The organism is Thalassotalea coralli (assembly GCF_055786205.1).
Genome location: NZ_JBVVBK010000001.1, coordinates 375,190 through 391,182 on the forward strand (window position 1 = coordinate 375,190; position 15,993 = coordinate 391,182).

Below are 15,993 nucleotides of genomic sequence, written 5' to 3' on the forward strand. Positions count from 1 at the left end.
GAACTCCAACATCGAAATCTCCTAAAAGAAGGCGTATTCTTTCTCATTTAACATAGTCGACAAGAAATTTTGGTGTTGTTAGACTTTCGTTTGTTTTTATTTAGTGGATATAAGTATGAAGAAAAAGCAAGGTTTTACGTTAATAGAGCTATTAATTGTAATTGTAATTTTAGGGTTATTGATGTCGTTAGTGGCACCTCAAATGTTCTCTAAAGTCGATTCATCAAAAAGAAAAGCAGCTGCTGCACAAATGCAAATGCTACAAACGTCTCTTGATACCTACAGATTAGATGTTGGCGATTATCCGGTAAACCTTTCAGAGTTGTTGCAATCAACGAAAAAGAATTGGGATGGCCCTTATATTCCTAAAGCTATTCCTGAAGATCCTTGGGGCAACGCCTATATATATCAATCACCTGGTCCGAACGGTGAACCTTTCGTATTAATGAGCTACGGTAAAGATGGCAAAGCTGGTGGCTCGGATGATAGCGAAGATTTGGTTCACCAGTAATGCAGAAGTTAGAGCAGGTGCTGTTAGATTTAGAGGTTCCTAACGAGGATATCGCTAAAGCTAAAGCCTACCAAAATAAATACGGTGGCTCATTAGAGCGACTTCTTGTTAATATGGGCAGCTTGCCTGAAGAGTCTTTAACGTCTTTATATTGTCGCGTTTTGGGCGTCGAGCAATTTGATATTACGGAAGAGCAAGATACATTTGAATTGCCAATTAACGAGCAAATCAATACAGAATTTCTTAAATCACATGGCTGGCTACCGTACAAGGTTGAAGGCGATTGCTTTTCATATGTAACTTGTGCTCCGCTTAGTTGGGACGTCATTCAATATATTCAAACAGTCACTCCTAACTATCGTTACTTTGTTGCGACAGACAGTGACTTTGATCAGCTAATGAATAAGGTTGATCACAGGCGAGGGGGAAGTGACGTTTCAGATTTGTCGCTTCTTTCTGATATTGAAGAAGACAAATTAAGAGAACTAGCTAGTGAGGCGCCTACTGTAAACCTGCTTAACTCACTTATCAGTAGAGCACTTAGGCTTGGTGCATCAGATATGCATATCGAGCCGCAATTGGGGCGATATCGAGTTAGATTTAGAATAGATGGTGTCCTACAAGAAATTGAAAAAGTACCAGCACGTCTGCAATTGGCAATCATCTCTCGCTTAAAAATCCTCTCAAATATGGATATTGCGGAGAAGAGGCGTCCTCAAGACGGCAAGATTGAAATGAAAATTTCAAATATCGAGCTTGATATCCGTGTATCATCTCTCCCTCTAAACGAAGGTGAAAGTGTTGTAATGCGATTCCTTCGTAAAGATTCTGTTAAGTATGATATGAGTGTTTTGGGTCTTTCAAACGACTTAGAATCTAAAGTTAAAGAAGATTTGCAACACACAGCAGGTGTTATCTTACTTACGGGGCCAACGGGTAGTGGTAAAACAACTACGCTTTATACCTATTTAAATGAATTAAATGGCGATGATGTAAAAATAATTACGTTGGAAGACCCTGTTGAATATCAACTCGATGGTGTTAATCAAGTGCAAGTAAACTCAGAGATTGGCTTTGATTTTGCCGCAGGTCTGCGAAGCATCGTTCGACAAGATCCTGACGTGATCATGATCGGTGAGATTCGAGATGCGGAAACTGCTCGTATCGCCATGCAATCTGCACTGACAGGTCACCTCGTTTTTAGCACCGTTCATACTAATGATGCCCCAAGTGCCTACACACGACTATTAGATTTAGGTGTTGAAGAGTTTTTATTAAATGCCGCCCTAGTTTCTATTGTCGCACAGCGCCTCGCTCGGAAAGTATGCAGTCACTGTGCAATAGCCGACGACTCAATAGCTGAACAAATTGATAAATATGGGTTAGATAATCTCGCGACTAGATTTGGCATCGAAGAAATTTCTCTACTAAAAGCCAATGGCTGTGACGAATGTGGTCATACAGGTTATAAAGGGCGTATGGCTGTGGTGGAGTATTTGCGTAGTGATGATCAGATACGCGCTTTACCTAAAGATGAAAACTTCATTCAGAAAGCGAAAGCTCACAATTTAGAACAAGGTGGACGAACATTACTTGAAGATGGGCTATTAAAAGCGATGAATGGCCTGACAACGATTGACGAAGTCATTAGGGTTTGTGGCTAATGGCTAGTTTTATCTATCAAGCTTACGATAACCACGGTGGTAAAGTCAGTGGGTTGATTGAAGCGAGTTCGATAGAGAGTGCGAAACTAGAGCTTCAGCAACAAAAGCTCATCGTTACATCACTTAAACAACAAAATGATGCTTCAAAAAGTATTTCCCTGTTTCAACGTAAAACAGTATCGCTAGAAGAGTTGGAGTTCATTACTTCTGAGCTCGCTATTTTGCTTAACAACGGTGTCAAGATAGATAAAAGCCTGCAAATCTTGCATAAGAACAAAAACCAAGGCGTGATTGCTGAAGTGCTCGCTAAGTTATATTCCGCGGTTAAAGGTGGTGAAACCTTGTCTAATGCTATGCAAGAGCACGAAGAAACATTTGACCCTTTATATATAAATTTAGTGAGGCTAGGTGAAGCTAGTGGTAACTTGCCCGAAGTTTTTGAAAAGCTCTCGGAAGATTTGAAATTTCGCAGTGAATTGAAAAGTAAAGTTGTACAAGCATTAACTTACCCGCTGGTTATTCTTACTGTATGTATTCTTTGTGTTGCGTTTATCTTTAATTACATCGTGCCGCAAATGAGCGGCCTATTTGAAGGTTTACCTGAACTGCCGGTATACACAGAAATCTTACTTGGTGTAAGTAACTGGATGCAATCGTATCAATGGTTTTTAGTGTTAGCCATAGCTGCGCTAATCTTTGGGCTTGTGCAAGCATTTAAAAAACCAAACTTAAGAAGAGCTATTGACGAGCTTATCTTAAAATCCCCAGCTAAGAATGCGGTACTCATTGTTGAACGAATTAGATTTAATTCGGCTCTATCAATGATGCTAGAAGGCGGGATTTCTATCGATAAGGCACTTGAACTGGCAATAGGCAGTGTGAAAAATAAATCTATTCAACATTCTCTAGTTGCTTCTAAAGAGCGGATAAAAAAAGGGGAAGCCTTAACTAGCTCCTTGTCTAGAAGTCCAATTTACCCTGATTTTTTTCTTTCACTTTTAGAAGTAGGGGAAGAAAGTGGTAAATTAACCCCTGTTTTTGAAGAGATTACTAAACGTTCTCGCAAAGAGTTTGAGAACTGGACTAATGCGATGACTTCAGTTTTAGAACCTTTGCTGATATTAACCATGGGCGGTATCGTTGGTAGTGTTGTTGTCACCATGCTTTTAAGTATATTAGCGGTTAACGATGTTGGCTTCTAATGAAAAAAGCGGTCGACTCAAAAGCTAAGGTAATATCTAGTCAAAAAGGCGTGACACTTATAGAGTTGCTCGTCGTCATTACCATTATGATGACTATGATTGCTTTAGTATCACCGATCGCTATTAATACTGTTGATAAAGCTCAAGCCCAATCCGAGTATCTCGCATTTTGTAATGCATTAAGAAAGGCCGGCATAAAGTCGTTCACTTCAGGCACAAGTATTAAAGTAGAACTTCAAGAAAACAAAGCTATTGCGACAGTTTTGTTGCCTAATGATGGCGCACTTTTTAAAGCGATGGGGGCTGATGTTAACTTGAATGTCTTCTCTTTCGACTACCAATATTTGCAATTCGAGCCACAAGAGCTAACGTTCAATGCCAGTGGCTTTGCTAGTGCGAGTGAAATCAAGCTAGTGCAGAACGGTAAAGAAAAGGTACTAGCGTTGGCGGAGTTAGTAAAAAGTTAAATGAACAGATTAATTTTACCAACACGTCCAATTCATAGTGTAAAAGGCTTTACCTTAATTGAAGTTCTGGTCGCAGCCTTTATTTTGTTTTTTGTTATAACTACCGTAACTATGGTCTACCGTAGTGCAATGGTATCAAGCCATAAAGCAGAACGAGCACTTATTTTTTCGACTTACGTCGACAATATTCGCGAATACATAAAACTTGGCATTCAAGATGCCGGCAAACAAGATGTTGCTCAAGGTCAATTAACAGGAAATGGTCAGTTGGGCGAAGTTCAATATACATGGACGGCTGTTGTTCAATATAGTCAACAAGCGACTCCTAGGTTAGATCCCGAATTAAAAACTATCGAAACGGGGCCTAATACTTATAAATTGTGGCAAGTGACGCTTGATGTGCAAAAAGGCACTTCTTCAAGAACGTTTGAATATAGCGAGTTAAGTTGGTGAAAAACAATCAAGGCTTTACTTTAATTGAAGTATTAGTGTCCATGACATTACTGACTATGGTGTTAGTTATCTCTTCAACCGCTTATTCTTTCTTTAGTCAGCGATGGAATGGTCGCTTAGGGCACTTTAATCAAACGGTAGAAGCCACTAAACAAATGATCCTTGTACAGGAATCTCTAAGGACAATTAAGCCCTACGTTGTTATCAATGAATCAAACGAACCCAAGTATTTCTTTGAAGGTAACCAAAATGGATTTGTTGCGGTAACAGCCAAATCTCTATTTGAACCAGGTAATGCAGCGGTAATGCGCATTCAACTTATACAGAACCCTGATTTATCGTTTCGCTTGATCTATGAAGAAGCATCATTGTCTAAAGAGCTACTCATTAAATTAGGCGAGCCAATAGACTTTGAATATTCTTTAGAGTTATTTAATCAACTCCCCTCTGCTGAATTTAATTATTTTGGTTGGGATTCAAAAAGTGACTATCATGAAGCTAAGGATGGTATGTCTTTAGTTTTACCGACGCCTGAATGGTATGACAATTACAATAGTATAGAAAAAAACTTACAGCCGCTTAGAGTCTCTTTTAGTTATCAAATTGAGGAGAAGAACCATTCTTTGTTGATACAGCTTCTGCAACCTTATCCTAATATGTTAACGTCTAATCGTTCAGAGTAGATTAATTCGAATCAAGCCCAGCCACAGTATATAAGTGAACAGTAGTATAAAAATGAGCATGAAACTCGCACAGATCAAAAAGCAAAGTGGTGTTGCGCTTATTCAAGTGTTGCTTATCAGTGCCATTATCACTTTACTGGCACTGTCTTTTACCTATACTGCTCGCTATCAAGTTGAAACTGCTAGAGCGCTTGAAGACAGGGCAAAAGCCAAATTGCTGTTGAATTCCGTTCAGCAAAAAGTTCTTTTTGTTTTATTAACCACCAATAATGAAAATATTAAAGAGACCTTCTTCCCAAATTCGCAACCATGGAATTATTATGGAGAACCCATAATTCTGGAGTCCGAGGGGGAAACAAAGGTCAGTATTGCTATTCAAGATATATCAGGGCTGTTGAACTGGCGATATGTTGATTGGCCTTTTTGGAAACCTGTACTTGAAAACTTAGGTATGTCTCCTTTTCAATCGAGTCAATTTATAGGCGAGTTAAAAGACTGGCAGGATAAAGACAAAGATTCTTGGCAAATTGGTCAGCTAGAGCCTAGCGAACTTGATAATGGACAGGTCTACCGAAATCTGCCTATTCAACTAACGCACGAAGTTGACTACTTTTGGCCACAGGAGCTTGAAGGGTTGCAGCAACTAAAATCAATGGCATCCTTGTATCCTGTCACTGGCTTTAATATAACTAATGCGCCAGATTCATTATTGAAGTTACTTCTGACGCCTGAAAAATATAGCCAACTTCGAGATATGCGTGCATTAGGCAATTTAAATCAACAAGTTGTTCTAGAGTTGTTATCTGGTGAGTTTCCAGAAGAGTTACTAATATTTTATGCGCCTAGGTTAATAAAGCTAGATATAGCGATATCTAGTGGAGACATTTTGATGCAAGAAACGTTGGAGTTTATTGTTGAACCATATAAATCTGACGCGCTAATTATATATGCTCACTACTAGTTATATACGCCACCGATTATCCTTGGCTTTTGTTTATCGATTTGGACAACTTCTTTTACAAATTAGTGCACAAATTTCCAATAAAAGGAATATGCAATAGCTTAAGCTTCCAATAGACTGTTGGTCGTGTATAATTTTCCTCCTTAACATTAATCTCTTATAAAACGAGAGTTATTAGAAATTAAAGCTCGTATGAAAATACAAAGGCTTTAGAGAATTAAATTAATTATATGTCTAGTTCTTCCTCATTAGTTAAATCTTCGCTACTTAAGTTAGGTGGTTATTTATCTGACCATTTATATAGTTTCAAAGAAGAAGCCGGCTCTATCACCATTGAACAAAGTAGCGATGAACAACGTGAACGTATTAAAGTTGTTATATTAGGGCGAGAGCATTACTTTGAAACCAGCAAAGACTATCCAATTGCGAATTTGCAAGAAGTAAAGAAGGCCGTTAAATTTGAACAGGCAAATTCACCATATCAAGGATTGAGTTTTAATCGCATAGAGAGGGTAGACGAGCAAACGCATCGTGTTACTTTTTGGTATATAACTCCGTTGGCGTTGGAAAAGCTTTCTAAGAAGCCGCTTTTTGTTTTACCTGAGTCGATTCTTATTTCGGCTAGCATAGAAAACGCTGAATTTAGCGCAGAAATAAATACCGGAATTAAGCAGTGGTTTTTAGCTAAATCGCCGAAAGGTTTGTTTTCCGGAATTAGAAGCCCACAGATAAGTAATTTGGATGTTTTTCTGCTCTCTACAGCGTCTCCCGCTTCTTTATCTGAACACGCTATTCAAGTAAATGAACTAGACAAGTTTTGTCAGTTACTCCTTACTGGCTTTCAAAAACTCACATTGCCTTTGTATTGGCAATTCTTTGTTAAACCTAACGTATCAAAAACCAAAGCAATATCTTGGAAGCCTTTTGCTATTCTGTCTGCGGGTGTTTTTACCTTGTATCTGTCGTTAACAAGTTTATATTTGGTGGTAACTGATTATCGATTGGAGGCTCAGTTAGCCAGTCAAAGTGGTGACGTGAATCAAGCACTTTCATTACAAAAAGAGTACCAAAGCTTAGTTACAGACTATGAAAATGTTAGCCGCTTTTTTACTGAGAAAAAACCTGTTTGGAATATTTGGCCCGTTGTACTTGATGTAATTGGTTATGGCGCAACAATAAGATCTGTGACTTTCAAAAATAAGTTAGTTACTATTCAAGGAAGTGCTAATAATGGCGTAAAGTCGACCTTTATCCTCGAGAAATTATCTGACCATCCAATCGTTATATCACCCAGCTTTTCAAAACCTGTACGACAAAGTAGAGGTAAAGAGCAATTTACTATCTCATTTTCATTAGCTGATAAGCCTATGGAGCATACTATTAGAGAAAGTGCTGAAAAATCATCAAGTGTAGCAAGTACTCAAAATATTAGAGAAACTGAATGAAAAAAGATAACAATCAAAAGTTGCTAATTGGTATTCTAGCTACATTGCTTGTGGCACGCTTTATTGTGGTGCCTATTTTTGATTGGCAAAACGAGCTAGTCAGTGATATTGCCGATAAGAAAAAACAAATTGTAAAAACCGAAGCTGTGGTTGCTCGTGTACCAGTATTGACAGAGCAGGTCAGTAAACTGAAGCAATTGAAAAATCAAAATATTGCCGCGTTTACTAATGAGCCCTCAGAAAACAAGCTGAAATTAAATATCCAAAAACAAGTAGAGGCTATCTTTGAAGCCCACGATGTACGTATTAAAAACTTTAGATGGGGTAATAAGGTCCCTGGAGACGTAAGCCAGTATCAAGCAAAAGTGTCTTACAGTGCAGATACGGTAGATTTTGCAAAGCTTAATGTGGCTCTTGGCCAGTTAGAAGCATTTTATACTTTGCCAGAGCTATCTATTGTTATTCGCAAAATGAAAGAAGATTCATTAGGAACTAGCTCTGGTAATTTGACACTGGTATTTTTTAATCGCGACAGTAAATCAAGTACCGATAATTCGTAAGTATAGGATTGATAAAAAATATATGAGTTCAGTTTTCGACAGCGTTAACGTTTCAGAGTTTTTTTCTAGGCGTTTTGTGCCTTTTTGGTTGTTGGCTATATTGTTAATTGCTTTTGACGTAAACCAAAGGCTTACGCCACCTGCAGATTCTGGAAAAGCTAACTGGCAATTAAATCTGGTTGCTGAAATGGAACAACAGGACCTGGAGCCAGAGGTTGCTGAAAAAATTTTGGCTAGATTAGCTAATTTTTCAACAGATAAAGCTGATAAGCAGCAGGCAAATATTGGGATGTCGAAAGAAGAACAACTGAACCAAAAGGGCGACTTAGTCGAGCTTTTCGTCGAAGATAAACACTATAAGTTAGTTGGTGTGTTTGACCACAGCGAAAAATTTGCGATTTTGTTAGAAAAAGAATTGAATACCAACGAGCAGAAGTTGGTAAAGGTGAAAGAAAACGAAACGCTAAATGGTTATACCATTGAACAAGTCCTAAATAATAAAGTCATTATTAAAGGTCGTAATGTAATAAACCTCTATTTGTATGCCACATCGGCCTTAAGCGAAAAGTAATTAAATATGAAAAACACAGTTAAATTTTTTCCTGCCATTGGTCTACTACTCATTGTCAGTGGCTGTGCTTCGACAGGGGAAAGCAAAAAAACAGATGTCTCTGATCCATCATATAAAATACAAACATCTTATTTGAAAGGTGGCCAATTGACCCCTCAGGGTGAGAGCATTAATGTGGATCAAGGCGCTTTAACTAATATCGCAATTTCTAATCCGAGCGATTTAGTACCTTTACCTCATTCATCTGTAAACATAAGGAAATCAGAGTTACTATCGGCACCGTTTTCTTCTGAACCAAGTTTGCAAATTTCTGTTAATGAAATGCCATTAAATAATTTTCTCCACTATGCTATGGGGGAATTACTAAAGGTTAATTACATTATCGATAAGAGTGTTGAACCTGAAAAAGAAAATATTACATTAAATATCCAAGAAAAAATTAGCCCTAAGCGTTTAATGACTTTGGTTAATGACCTACTTGTAGAACAAGAGGTTACGATTAATTATAACGATGGCTTGTATTTTATTCACAAGCCGAAAAAGAACAATAAGCGCGCAAAAAATGTCGTTACCGCTGTAGGACGTGAGTTAGAGGATGTACCAACCACCAGCCAAGATATATTGCAAATAGTTCCGTTAAAATATGGTGTAAAAGTTAGCATTGAAAAAGCGTTAAGACAGCTTGTGGGAGTTCAAATTTCTAATGATGCGTCATTGAGTGCGTTATTCTTGCAGGGGAAAAGAGATGATATTTTACGTGCTTTGGAGTTCATCCATCTACTAGATGCTCCTGCAAATAGAGGTAAAAATATTGGGCTTATTGATCTCACTTATATGGACAGCGAATCATTTACTGAGCAAATAACGCAATTAATGGAAAACGAAGGTATACCAATTGCGACTAATACCGCAGGTTCTAAAAATATTGTTATGGTGCCTATAGAGCAAATCGGCGCTGTTGCTGTATTTGCTGCTGATAAGTCGCTACTAGATCGCGTTAGGTATTGGGCAAAAGTTATAGACCAGCCTTTGCAAAGCGTGACCAAGCAGTATTTTATGTACCACCCCCAGTATGCAAGAGCTAATGATCTAGGCCAGAGCTTATCTGAACTCTTAGGAGGATCTTTTACTGGTAGTTCTGCCGCAGGTTCTAATTCGACTGGTGCAGCTCCTTCTGCTAAGAGAAGAGCAGGTGTTCAGAATGAACAAATGAAACTAGTTGTAGATGAAAGAGCAAACGCCATCATTTTCTACACGTCAGGCAATGAGTATCAAGCAATTCTACCGTTGATAAAGAAACTAGATGTACTGCCTCGCCAGGTGATGCTTGAGGTTACTATTGCAGAGGTTAATCTAACAGATGAGTTTAAACACGGTGTTGAATGGGCGTTAACTCAAGGCGAGGTAACCTTTGGTACTAAGGATGCTTTTGGCGTACCAGGGATTGGCGGCTTCGGTTTGAAACTCGACGGCGCAGACGGAGAATTAGCTGCTAACTTTATCCAAACCAATTCGCTGATAAAGGTGCTGTCTAATCCTTCTTTATTGGTGCGTGATGGTGTAGCAGCGAACATTAATGTCGGTTCTGATATTTCAGTTATTGGACAAACGACCGAAGACCCTATTAATGGTGACAGGCAAACCACCAAAGCCGAATATAGAAAAACAGGTGTTGATGTCTCTGTGACTCCGACAATAAATGCACGTGGTATCGTTATTATGGAGATTGACCAAAAAATATCTAATGAAGTGCCAGATACCAGCGGAGCAGGCGGTAACCCAAATATATTTGAGCGCTCTTTGAAAACCGAAGTTGTTGCTCAATCAGGGCAAACGATTATTCTTGGTGGTCTAATTAGCGAAAACGTCAATACCAGTGATAAGAAAACTCCTTGGGCAGCGGACATCCCTGTTTTAGGGAATTTGTTCAAATCTACAGGTGATAGTAGCAATAGAACTGAACTTATCATGTTAGTGACGCCTCGAGTGATAGATAACACTGAGCAATGGCAGGACTTAACGGAGTCGTTTAAAGAAAATTTAAAATATCTCTCGTTATAAAATCGTAACGTTGATTTGAAATAATAATTGATACTTAAAAAGGTGAAAAAATAAATTCAGTCAAGTTGACCGCCGTTCATGTTTAATGTGAAGACAGGTAATAAAATAATTTTTGTTTTTTAATTTGTGCTTTTTTAAGTATTTGTTTTTGTTAGTTAATTGTTGGTTTTTTGTTTGCATTTAGAGCTGGGTGGAAGTAATTTAGATACGTAAATTGATTAGGCGACTTTAATCTAAATTGACTAACTGCTTAATTTTTAACTAAACATACTGAATTAATTACTGAAATAGATGTTGACACCTTTGACGGAGTTGATTAAATTGTTCCAAGATTTGGCATTTTAGCGGTATATCCACTATGGTGTTAAAGTCTTTTAACGTTAAATAATGACTTTTATTTAGTTATTACTTAGCTAAATAATAACTAAAATTTATAATAAAATTCATTTTCATGAAAAATTAAGGATTTGAAATGTTCAAAAAAACATTGATGGCAGCAGCACTAGCAGCTGCAACGGGTTCAGCGTTAGCCGGTGAAATCGTAGTATCAGGTGTTGCTTACAAAGTAGGTAACGAATACTTAAACGCATACACTGGTTCTGCGTTACAAGGTGACTTAGATGCTGCTGGTATCGGTATTGCTTACAAGCCAGGTATCGCTTTAGGTATTAACAACACGTTAAAGTTCCAATTCGCGGGTGGCGCAATCTCTGCAAACACTGGTCTTGAACTATACACTATCGATACATTTGCTGTTCACGCAGATAACGCAACTATTCAAACTGCGATTGATGACGCTGTTGATGGTGTAACTGAAGAAGCGCCAGCTGATACTGCTGCTGATTTAGCTAACTTAAAAGCTGCTGCTATTGGTGCTATTAACGCTGCTGTAGCTGCAGATGGTACTGTTGACGGTACTGCTGCAATTGCTGCAATCAATGCAGAAACTTACGACACTGATTTTGCTACAACTGTTGCAAGCATCAAAGGCTTAAACACTAACATCATGTCAAATGTTGTTCCAGCTGCTGTATCTACTGCTGCTGACTTAGTTGACTTCGAAGCTGACGAGAATGGCGACTACACTTGGGCATTATTCAAGATCACTGTAAATGACCTTACAGCAGACGACGTACTAGTATTTGAAGATTCTGACGGTAACGGTACTGCTGAAATCGTAACTAACTTCACTAAAGCAACTATCGGTGCTGGTGACTTAACAGTTTCTATGCCTGAAGCAAAAGATGACACAGGTGTTGAACTACTTGCTCCACGCGCTGGCGCTGAAACACTTGTAACTACTGCTAACCAGTTCACTGTAACTGCTAACGTAGTTAATGACACGATTGACGTAGAGCAAGACCGTTTATTCTTCGTTGATACTGTAGCTTCACAAGCAACTACTGGTACTTTCTCTTTCACAGTAGCTGACGATGCGACTATCGACTTAGGTATCGACGCTCAAACAGCTACAGTTGAGTTTGCTATTAATGGCAACACTGCTGGTGTTGATTCAGTAGACCTAATCGACTTAGATAGCTCTGGTGGCGGTAACGTTGATTCAGGTGCATTCGATGATGACGGTATGTTAGCAGGTACTGGTATCGATAGCAGCACAATCACTGTAACTGTTGACGGTACTACAAACCTTGAAACGCGTACTGTTGGTTTATCTGTAATGGTAACTCCTGCAGAAGCAGATACTGATGATTTCTACCTATTAGGTGGTGCATCTATGTTCTCTGACGCATTCACTTGGGGCTTAAACGGTTCTGAAATCACGTTCCCATACGCACCAATTGGTTACACTCACATCACAACTAACTTCGAACTTGCTAACTCTGGCGACCAAGAAGGTGATATCTTAGTAACTGCTATTGGCCGTGACGGTTCTTCTTTCTCTGGTACTATCGCTCAAGCAGCTACTGCTGAGTCTTTAGTTAAAATCAGTCAAGAAGATGTTTACACAGCTCTTGGTTTAACTGAAGCTGCTTCTTTAAGCATCACGTTCACTACAACTGCTCCAGAAGACGACATCAAGATCACTGGTTACTCTAACTTAGAGTCTGGCGGTCGTATGGCACTTCTAAGCGACGCTTACGAGACTGCTGATTGTACTGCTACTTCTGTTGTTAACAACGACGGTACAATTACAGAGACTACTGACGTAACTGTTACTTGTGACTAATCCAAGCGATTTAGTTTAGAAAAAGCGACCTTAGGGTCGCTTTTTTTTTGAGTTAATTTTTTAATCCTTGTATTATTTGCCGCGTTATTGGTTTGCTCATGTTAAGTTAACGGTTTTGTTGGGTTAACTTATCTGTTTTATGTATTGTTAAATTATTGTTTGGATTATTATCGTGAGTAAGCATGTCAGTGCTATTGTGACGCTTTTAAAAGGGAACCTTGGCGCACAGGTTGCTATTTTCCTTTCTTTACCCATTATAACTAGGCTTTACGACCCTTCGTCTATCGGGCAATTAGGTAGCTTTGTAGCACTAGCTAGCGTGTTTATGCCTATAGGTGCTTTAACCTTGCCACAAGCGATTGTGTTAGCAAAGGAGCATCAAGATGCGCAAGCAATTACAAGCGCTTGCATTAAGATTGGCATTATTTTTACCCTGATGTTTACTCTTTTGATGTTTGCACTTGATAGCACGAGTAGTATTTTTACGTTGCTTTCTGTCGAAAGTACTTTTTACTTTTTACCGCTAGCGATAATTTTGGCGGTATTTGTTCAAATTGGTGAACAGTGGTCTATAAGGTTAGCTGAATTTAAAGTTAAGTCTGTCGCTACTGTTATTCAGTCACTTTCTCTTAACTTTGCCAAGTTGATTATGGGGGTAGTAGCACCCACTGGCGGCGCTTTGGTGGCTTGTACGGTATCAACTCCGGCAATACAATCGGCGTACCTTTATTGGTCACTTAATAAAAAACAACGGTTCCTTGCCAAAAATGCTAATGTTTCCATTAAACAAGTGATACAAGACAACGTTCAGTTTCCTAAATATCAAATGCCTCAAGCCTTTTTAAATGCTGCTTCTCAAAGTGTTCCCGTTCTAACCTTAGCAGCAGCGTTTGGCGCATCGGCAGCGGGCTTTTATACCCTAAGTCGCTCAATACTATCGCTGCCTACTTTATTGCTTGGTAAAGCTGTTGGCGAAGTTTCTTTTAAAGCCTTTGCTGATCTCGTGAATGAAGAAAAGTTTACAGACCTCTATCAGCAGCTTAAAAAGTCAACTTTAGTCATGGCAGGCTTAGGTATTTTCCCTGTTTTAGTTATTCTTCTCTTTGGCCCTTGGCTGTTTTCATTGGTATTTGGTGAAGACTGGCAAACGGCTGGTGAGTATGCGCGCTACCTTTGCTTATGGACATTTTTCATTTTTATTAATGCCCCTAGCTTAAAAGCGATAATGGCACTAGAGAAGCAACGCGTTGCGCTATTTGTTAATTTGATTTCGTTACCTTTAAGAATATTTTCTTTATATTGGGGAGCGGCAATCGTTCAAAGTGTAGAAGTAACCTTAATTGCGTTTGTTTGCGTTAGTGTACTACACAATATTGTTATCATTTCTTTGGCATTTATCTCGTGTCGAAATCGCCTTGTAGGAAACTAAGTTGTTTATGGATAGTAGTAAACAGATTTTAAATATAAATGTTGCCTTTTCTGGTTTGTTTGGTCCAATAACTTGTCAAGACACAGAGCTAACGCTTATTGGCTATGTAATGTTAGACGGTAAGCGCTTATCAAATGAGCAGTTAAAAACTGAACTATTGACCGCGTTGAAACTAAAGTCGATTTCGAGTTTTTTAAGTACTTTATCGGGCCATTTCTCGATCGTTTTTCAAACAAATAACGAGTTAATTGTTGCGACTGATCGCCTACGTAGCCGACCGATTTTTGTCGGTTGCGAAACGGGTACTTTATACGTTTCTGATTGCATTGATAGGCTTGTGTCTAAAGTGGCTATTAGTGGTTTCGATGATGTGGCTAAATATCAACTAAATAGTACAGGCTATGTGTTAGGAGAAAACACCTTAGCGCAGGAAATAAAGCAAGTACAAGCTGCTAGAGTATTGATAGTGAAAGAAGGTGCTATTTCTGAGACTAAGTACGCAGACTTTTTACCTGAGAATACTGTTAAGCAACAACAAAGAGATGTGCTTGTTCAGCAGCTCGATGACAAAATGAAAGAAGCGATGCAGGAGCTTATCGCTATTGCTGACGGTAAACAAATTGTTGTTCCTCTAAGTGGTGGCTATGACTCTCGGATAATAGCGGTCTATTTAAAAGAACTTGGCTATAAAAATGTGGTGACTTTTACTTTTGGTAAAGCGAGCAGTCGAGAAGTAAAAATCAGTAAGAAAGTTGCTGACTCGCTTGGCTTTCAGTGGCATTTAGTCACTTACACAAAGGCTATGTGGAAATCGCTATTTAAATCTGAAAGTTTTCAACGGTATTTAACGTTCATTAATAGTCTTGTTTCCGTACCGAATATACAAGTTTTCCCAGCAATACAGCAATTAGTCGATAATGGTGTCGTAGACAAAGATGCTATTGTTGTTCCTGGACACACAGGAGACTTCATTTCCGGAGGACATATTCCTGCAAAATTAGTGGGCCTTAAAGCCAAAGGTAATGAGTCTTTAATTACTGATATGATTTTAATTAATCATTTTAAGGCAAAATCAAACTTTGCAGAAAAATCTGAAGTTATAAAGTTAGTCGAGCAAGAGGTTAATAGAAAAGTAAGCGAACTTGGCGAAAGTGTTCAAGCGGCGACTGTATTCGAAAGTTGGGAATATTTTGAGCGCCAAGCAAAATTTATTGTTAATTCGAATCGTTATTACGATTTTTTCAATCTAGACTGGGGGATGCCTCTCTGGCATAACTCGCTAATTGATTTTTGGCAGGGCGTCTCTATTGAGTTTAGAAAAGGCTCTGGCTTTTGGCAGGAATTTGTTGAATTTAAGTATCAGGAAGTTTCTGGCAATAAAGAGCTGCTCGGGAATATTAGCTCTGGTCAGTCTTATACAAGTAGAAGGGTACGCCAACTCTTTGACTATTTCTTTGATGAAAATGCGCTTTACTCAATCGTTCCTTTTCACCGGTGGGTCATGAAAAAAGCCAGGTTTTCTTACGCACATGGGTCTGTTTTTTCTTATTTGGGCTTTTATATGATCAAATTACAGGAAAAACGCTTCTTGAATAAACGATGAAACATTTCTATCTAAGTTACTTTTTGCGAGATCGTGTATTTAAAACGTGATTTAAGTTAAGATAGCGCACAATTTTGGGTACTACTGGTACATCTCTTTCATTTTCAGGTTAATTTTATTTTATGCTAAAGGCAATAATTAAAAAAATTGTTCCCCGTCAGGTTTTCACGTTACGAAATAAAATAGATGGTTTTC

14 protein-coding genes are annotated in these 15,993 nt (G+C 38.6%); all 14 read left to right on the forward strand.

The features are described 5' to 3' along the window. The first annotated feature begins 115 nt into the window (after positions 1–115). The 14 genes from gspG to ACOB80_RS01700 all read left to right on the forward strand — a co-directional run bounded on the left by gspG (position 116) and on the right by ACOB80_RS01700 (position 15,798). Positions 116–511, forward strand: coding sequence for a type II secretion system major pseudopilin GspG (gene gspG, locus ACOB80_RS01635; RefSeq protein WP_473164054.1), 396 nt, complete (start codon positions 116–118; stop codon positions 509–511). Beyond that, complete coding sequence (locus ACOB80_RS01640) at positions 511–2,175, forward strand: GspE/PulE family protein (protein ID WP_473164055.1); 1,665 nt, start codon at positions 511–513, stop codon at positions 2,173–2,175. Before gspG ends, ACOB80_RS01640 begins: the two co-directional genes overlap by 1 nt. Next, the gene (locus ACOB80_RS01645; protein ID WP_473164056.1) at positions 2,175–3,377 is read left to right on the forward strand and encodes a type II secretion system F family protein; all 1,203 of its coding nucleotides are present in this window, start codon (positions 2,175–2,177) and stop codon (positions 3,375–3,377) included. Before ACOB80_RS01640 ends, ACOB80_RS01645 begins: the two co-directional genes overlap by 1 nt. Next, complete coding sequence (locus tag ACOB80_RS01650) at positions 3,377–3,844, forward strand: pilus assembly FimT family protein (RefSeq protein WP_473164057.1); 468 nt, start codon at positions 3,377–3,379, stop codon at positions 3,842–3,844. Before ACOB80_RS01645 ends, ACOB80_RS01650 begins: the two co-directional genes overlap by 1 nt. Then, the gene (locus ACOB80_RS01655; RefSeq protein WP_473164058.1) at positions 3,845–4,297 is read left to right on the forward strand and encodes a type IV pilus modification PilV family protein; all 453 of its coding nucleotides are present in this window, start codon (positions 3,845–3,847) and stop codon (positions 4,295–4,297) included. Beyond that, positions 4,294–4,980, forward strand: a complete 687-nt coding sequence (locus tag ACOB80_RS01660; RefSeq protein WP_473164059.1) for a PulJ/GspJ family protein — start codon at positions 4,294–4,296, stop codon at positions 4,978–4,980. The genes ACOB80_RS01655 and ACOB80_RS01660 overlap by 4 nt, the downstream gene beginning before the upstream one ends. Positions 4,981–5,032: 52 nt before the next feature. Continuing rightward, positions 5,033–5,941, forward strand: coding sequence for a hypothetical protein (locus ACOB80_RS01665; RefSeq protein WP_473164060.1), 909 nt, complete (start codon positions 5,033–5,035; stop codon positions 5,939–5,941). 230 nt (positions 5,942–6,171) lie between these two features. After that, positions 6,172–7,386 carry a hypothetical protein gene (locus ACOB80_RS01670; RefSeq protein WP_473164061.1) on the forward strand — a complete coding sequence of 405 codons (1,215 nt, stop codon included), beginning with the start codon at positions 6,172–6,174 and terminating at the stop codon, positions 7,384–7,386. Continuing rightward, complete coding sequence (locus tag ACOB80_RS01675) at positions 7,383–7,946, forward strand: hypothetical protein (protein WP_473164062.1); 564 nt, start codon at positions 7,383–7,385, stop codon at positions 7,944–7,946. Before ACOB80_RS01670 ends, ACOB80_RS01675 begins: the two co-directional genes overlap by 4 nt. Before the next feature lie 22 nt (positions 7,947–7,968). Then, positions 7,969–8,517 (forward strand): hypothetical protein, encoded by a 549-nt coding sequence (locus ACOB80_RS01680; RefSeq protein ID WP_473164063.1) that lies wholly within the window; start codon positions 7,969–7,971, stop codon positions 8,515–8,517. A gap of 6 nt (positions 8,518–8,523) precedes the next feature. Next, complete coding sequence (locus tag ACOB80_RS01685; protein WP_473164064.1) at positions 8,524–10,578, forward strand: secretin GspD/PilQ domain-containing protein; 2,055 nt, start codon at positions 8,524–8,526, stop codon at positions 10,576–10,578. A gap of 472 nt (positions 10,579–11,050) precedes the next feature. Further along, a complete protein-coding gene (locus ACOB80_RS01690; protein ID WP_473164065.1) occupies positions 11,051–12,766 on the forward strand; it encodes a Slr4 family S-layer protein in 1,716 nt (571 codons plus the stop codon). A 172-nt stretch (positions 12,767–12,938) separates the two neighbouring features. Continuing rightward, positions 12,939–14,195: an oligosaccharide flippase family protein gene (locus tag ACOB80_RS01695; protein WP_473164066.1), complete on the forward strand. Its 1,257-nt coding sequence runs from the start codon at positions 12,939–12,941 to the stop codon at positions 14,193–14,195. 7 nt (positions 14,196–14,202) lie between these two features. Beyond that, positions 14,203–15,798, forward strand: coding sequence for an asparagine synthase-related protein (locus ACOB80_RS01700; protein ID WP_473164067.1), 1,596 nt, complete (start codon positions 14,203–14,205; stop codon positions 15,796–15,798). Positions 15,799–15,993: the final 195 nt, after the last annotated feature.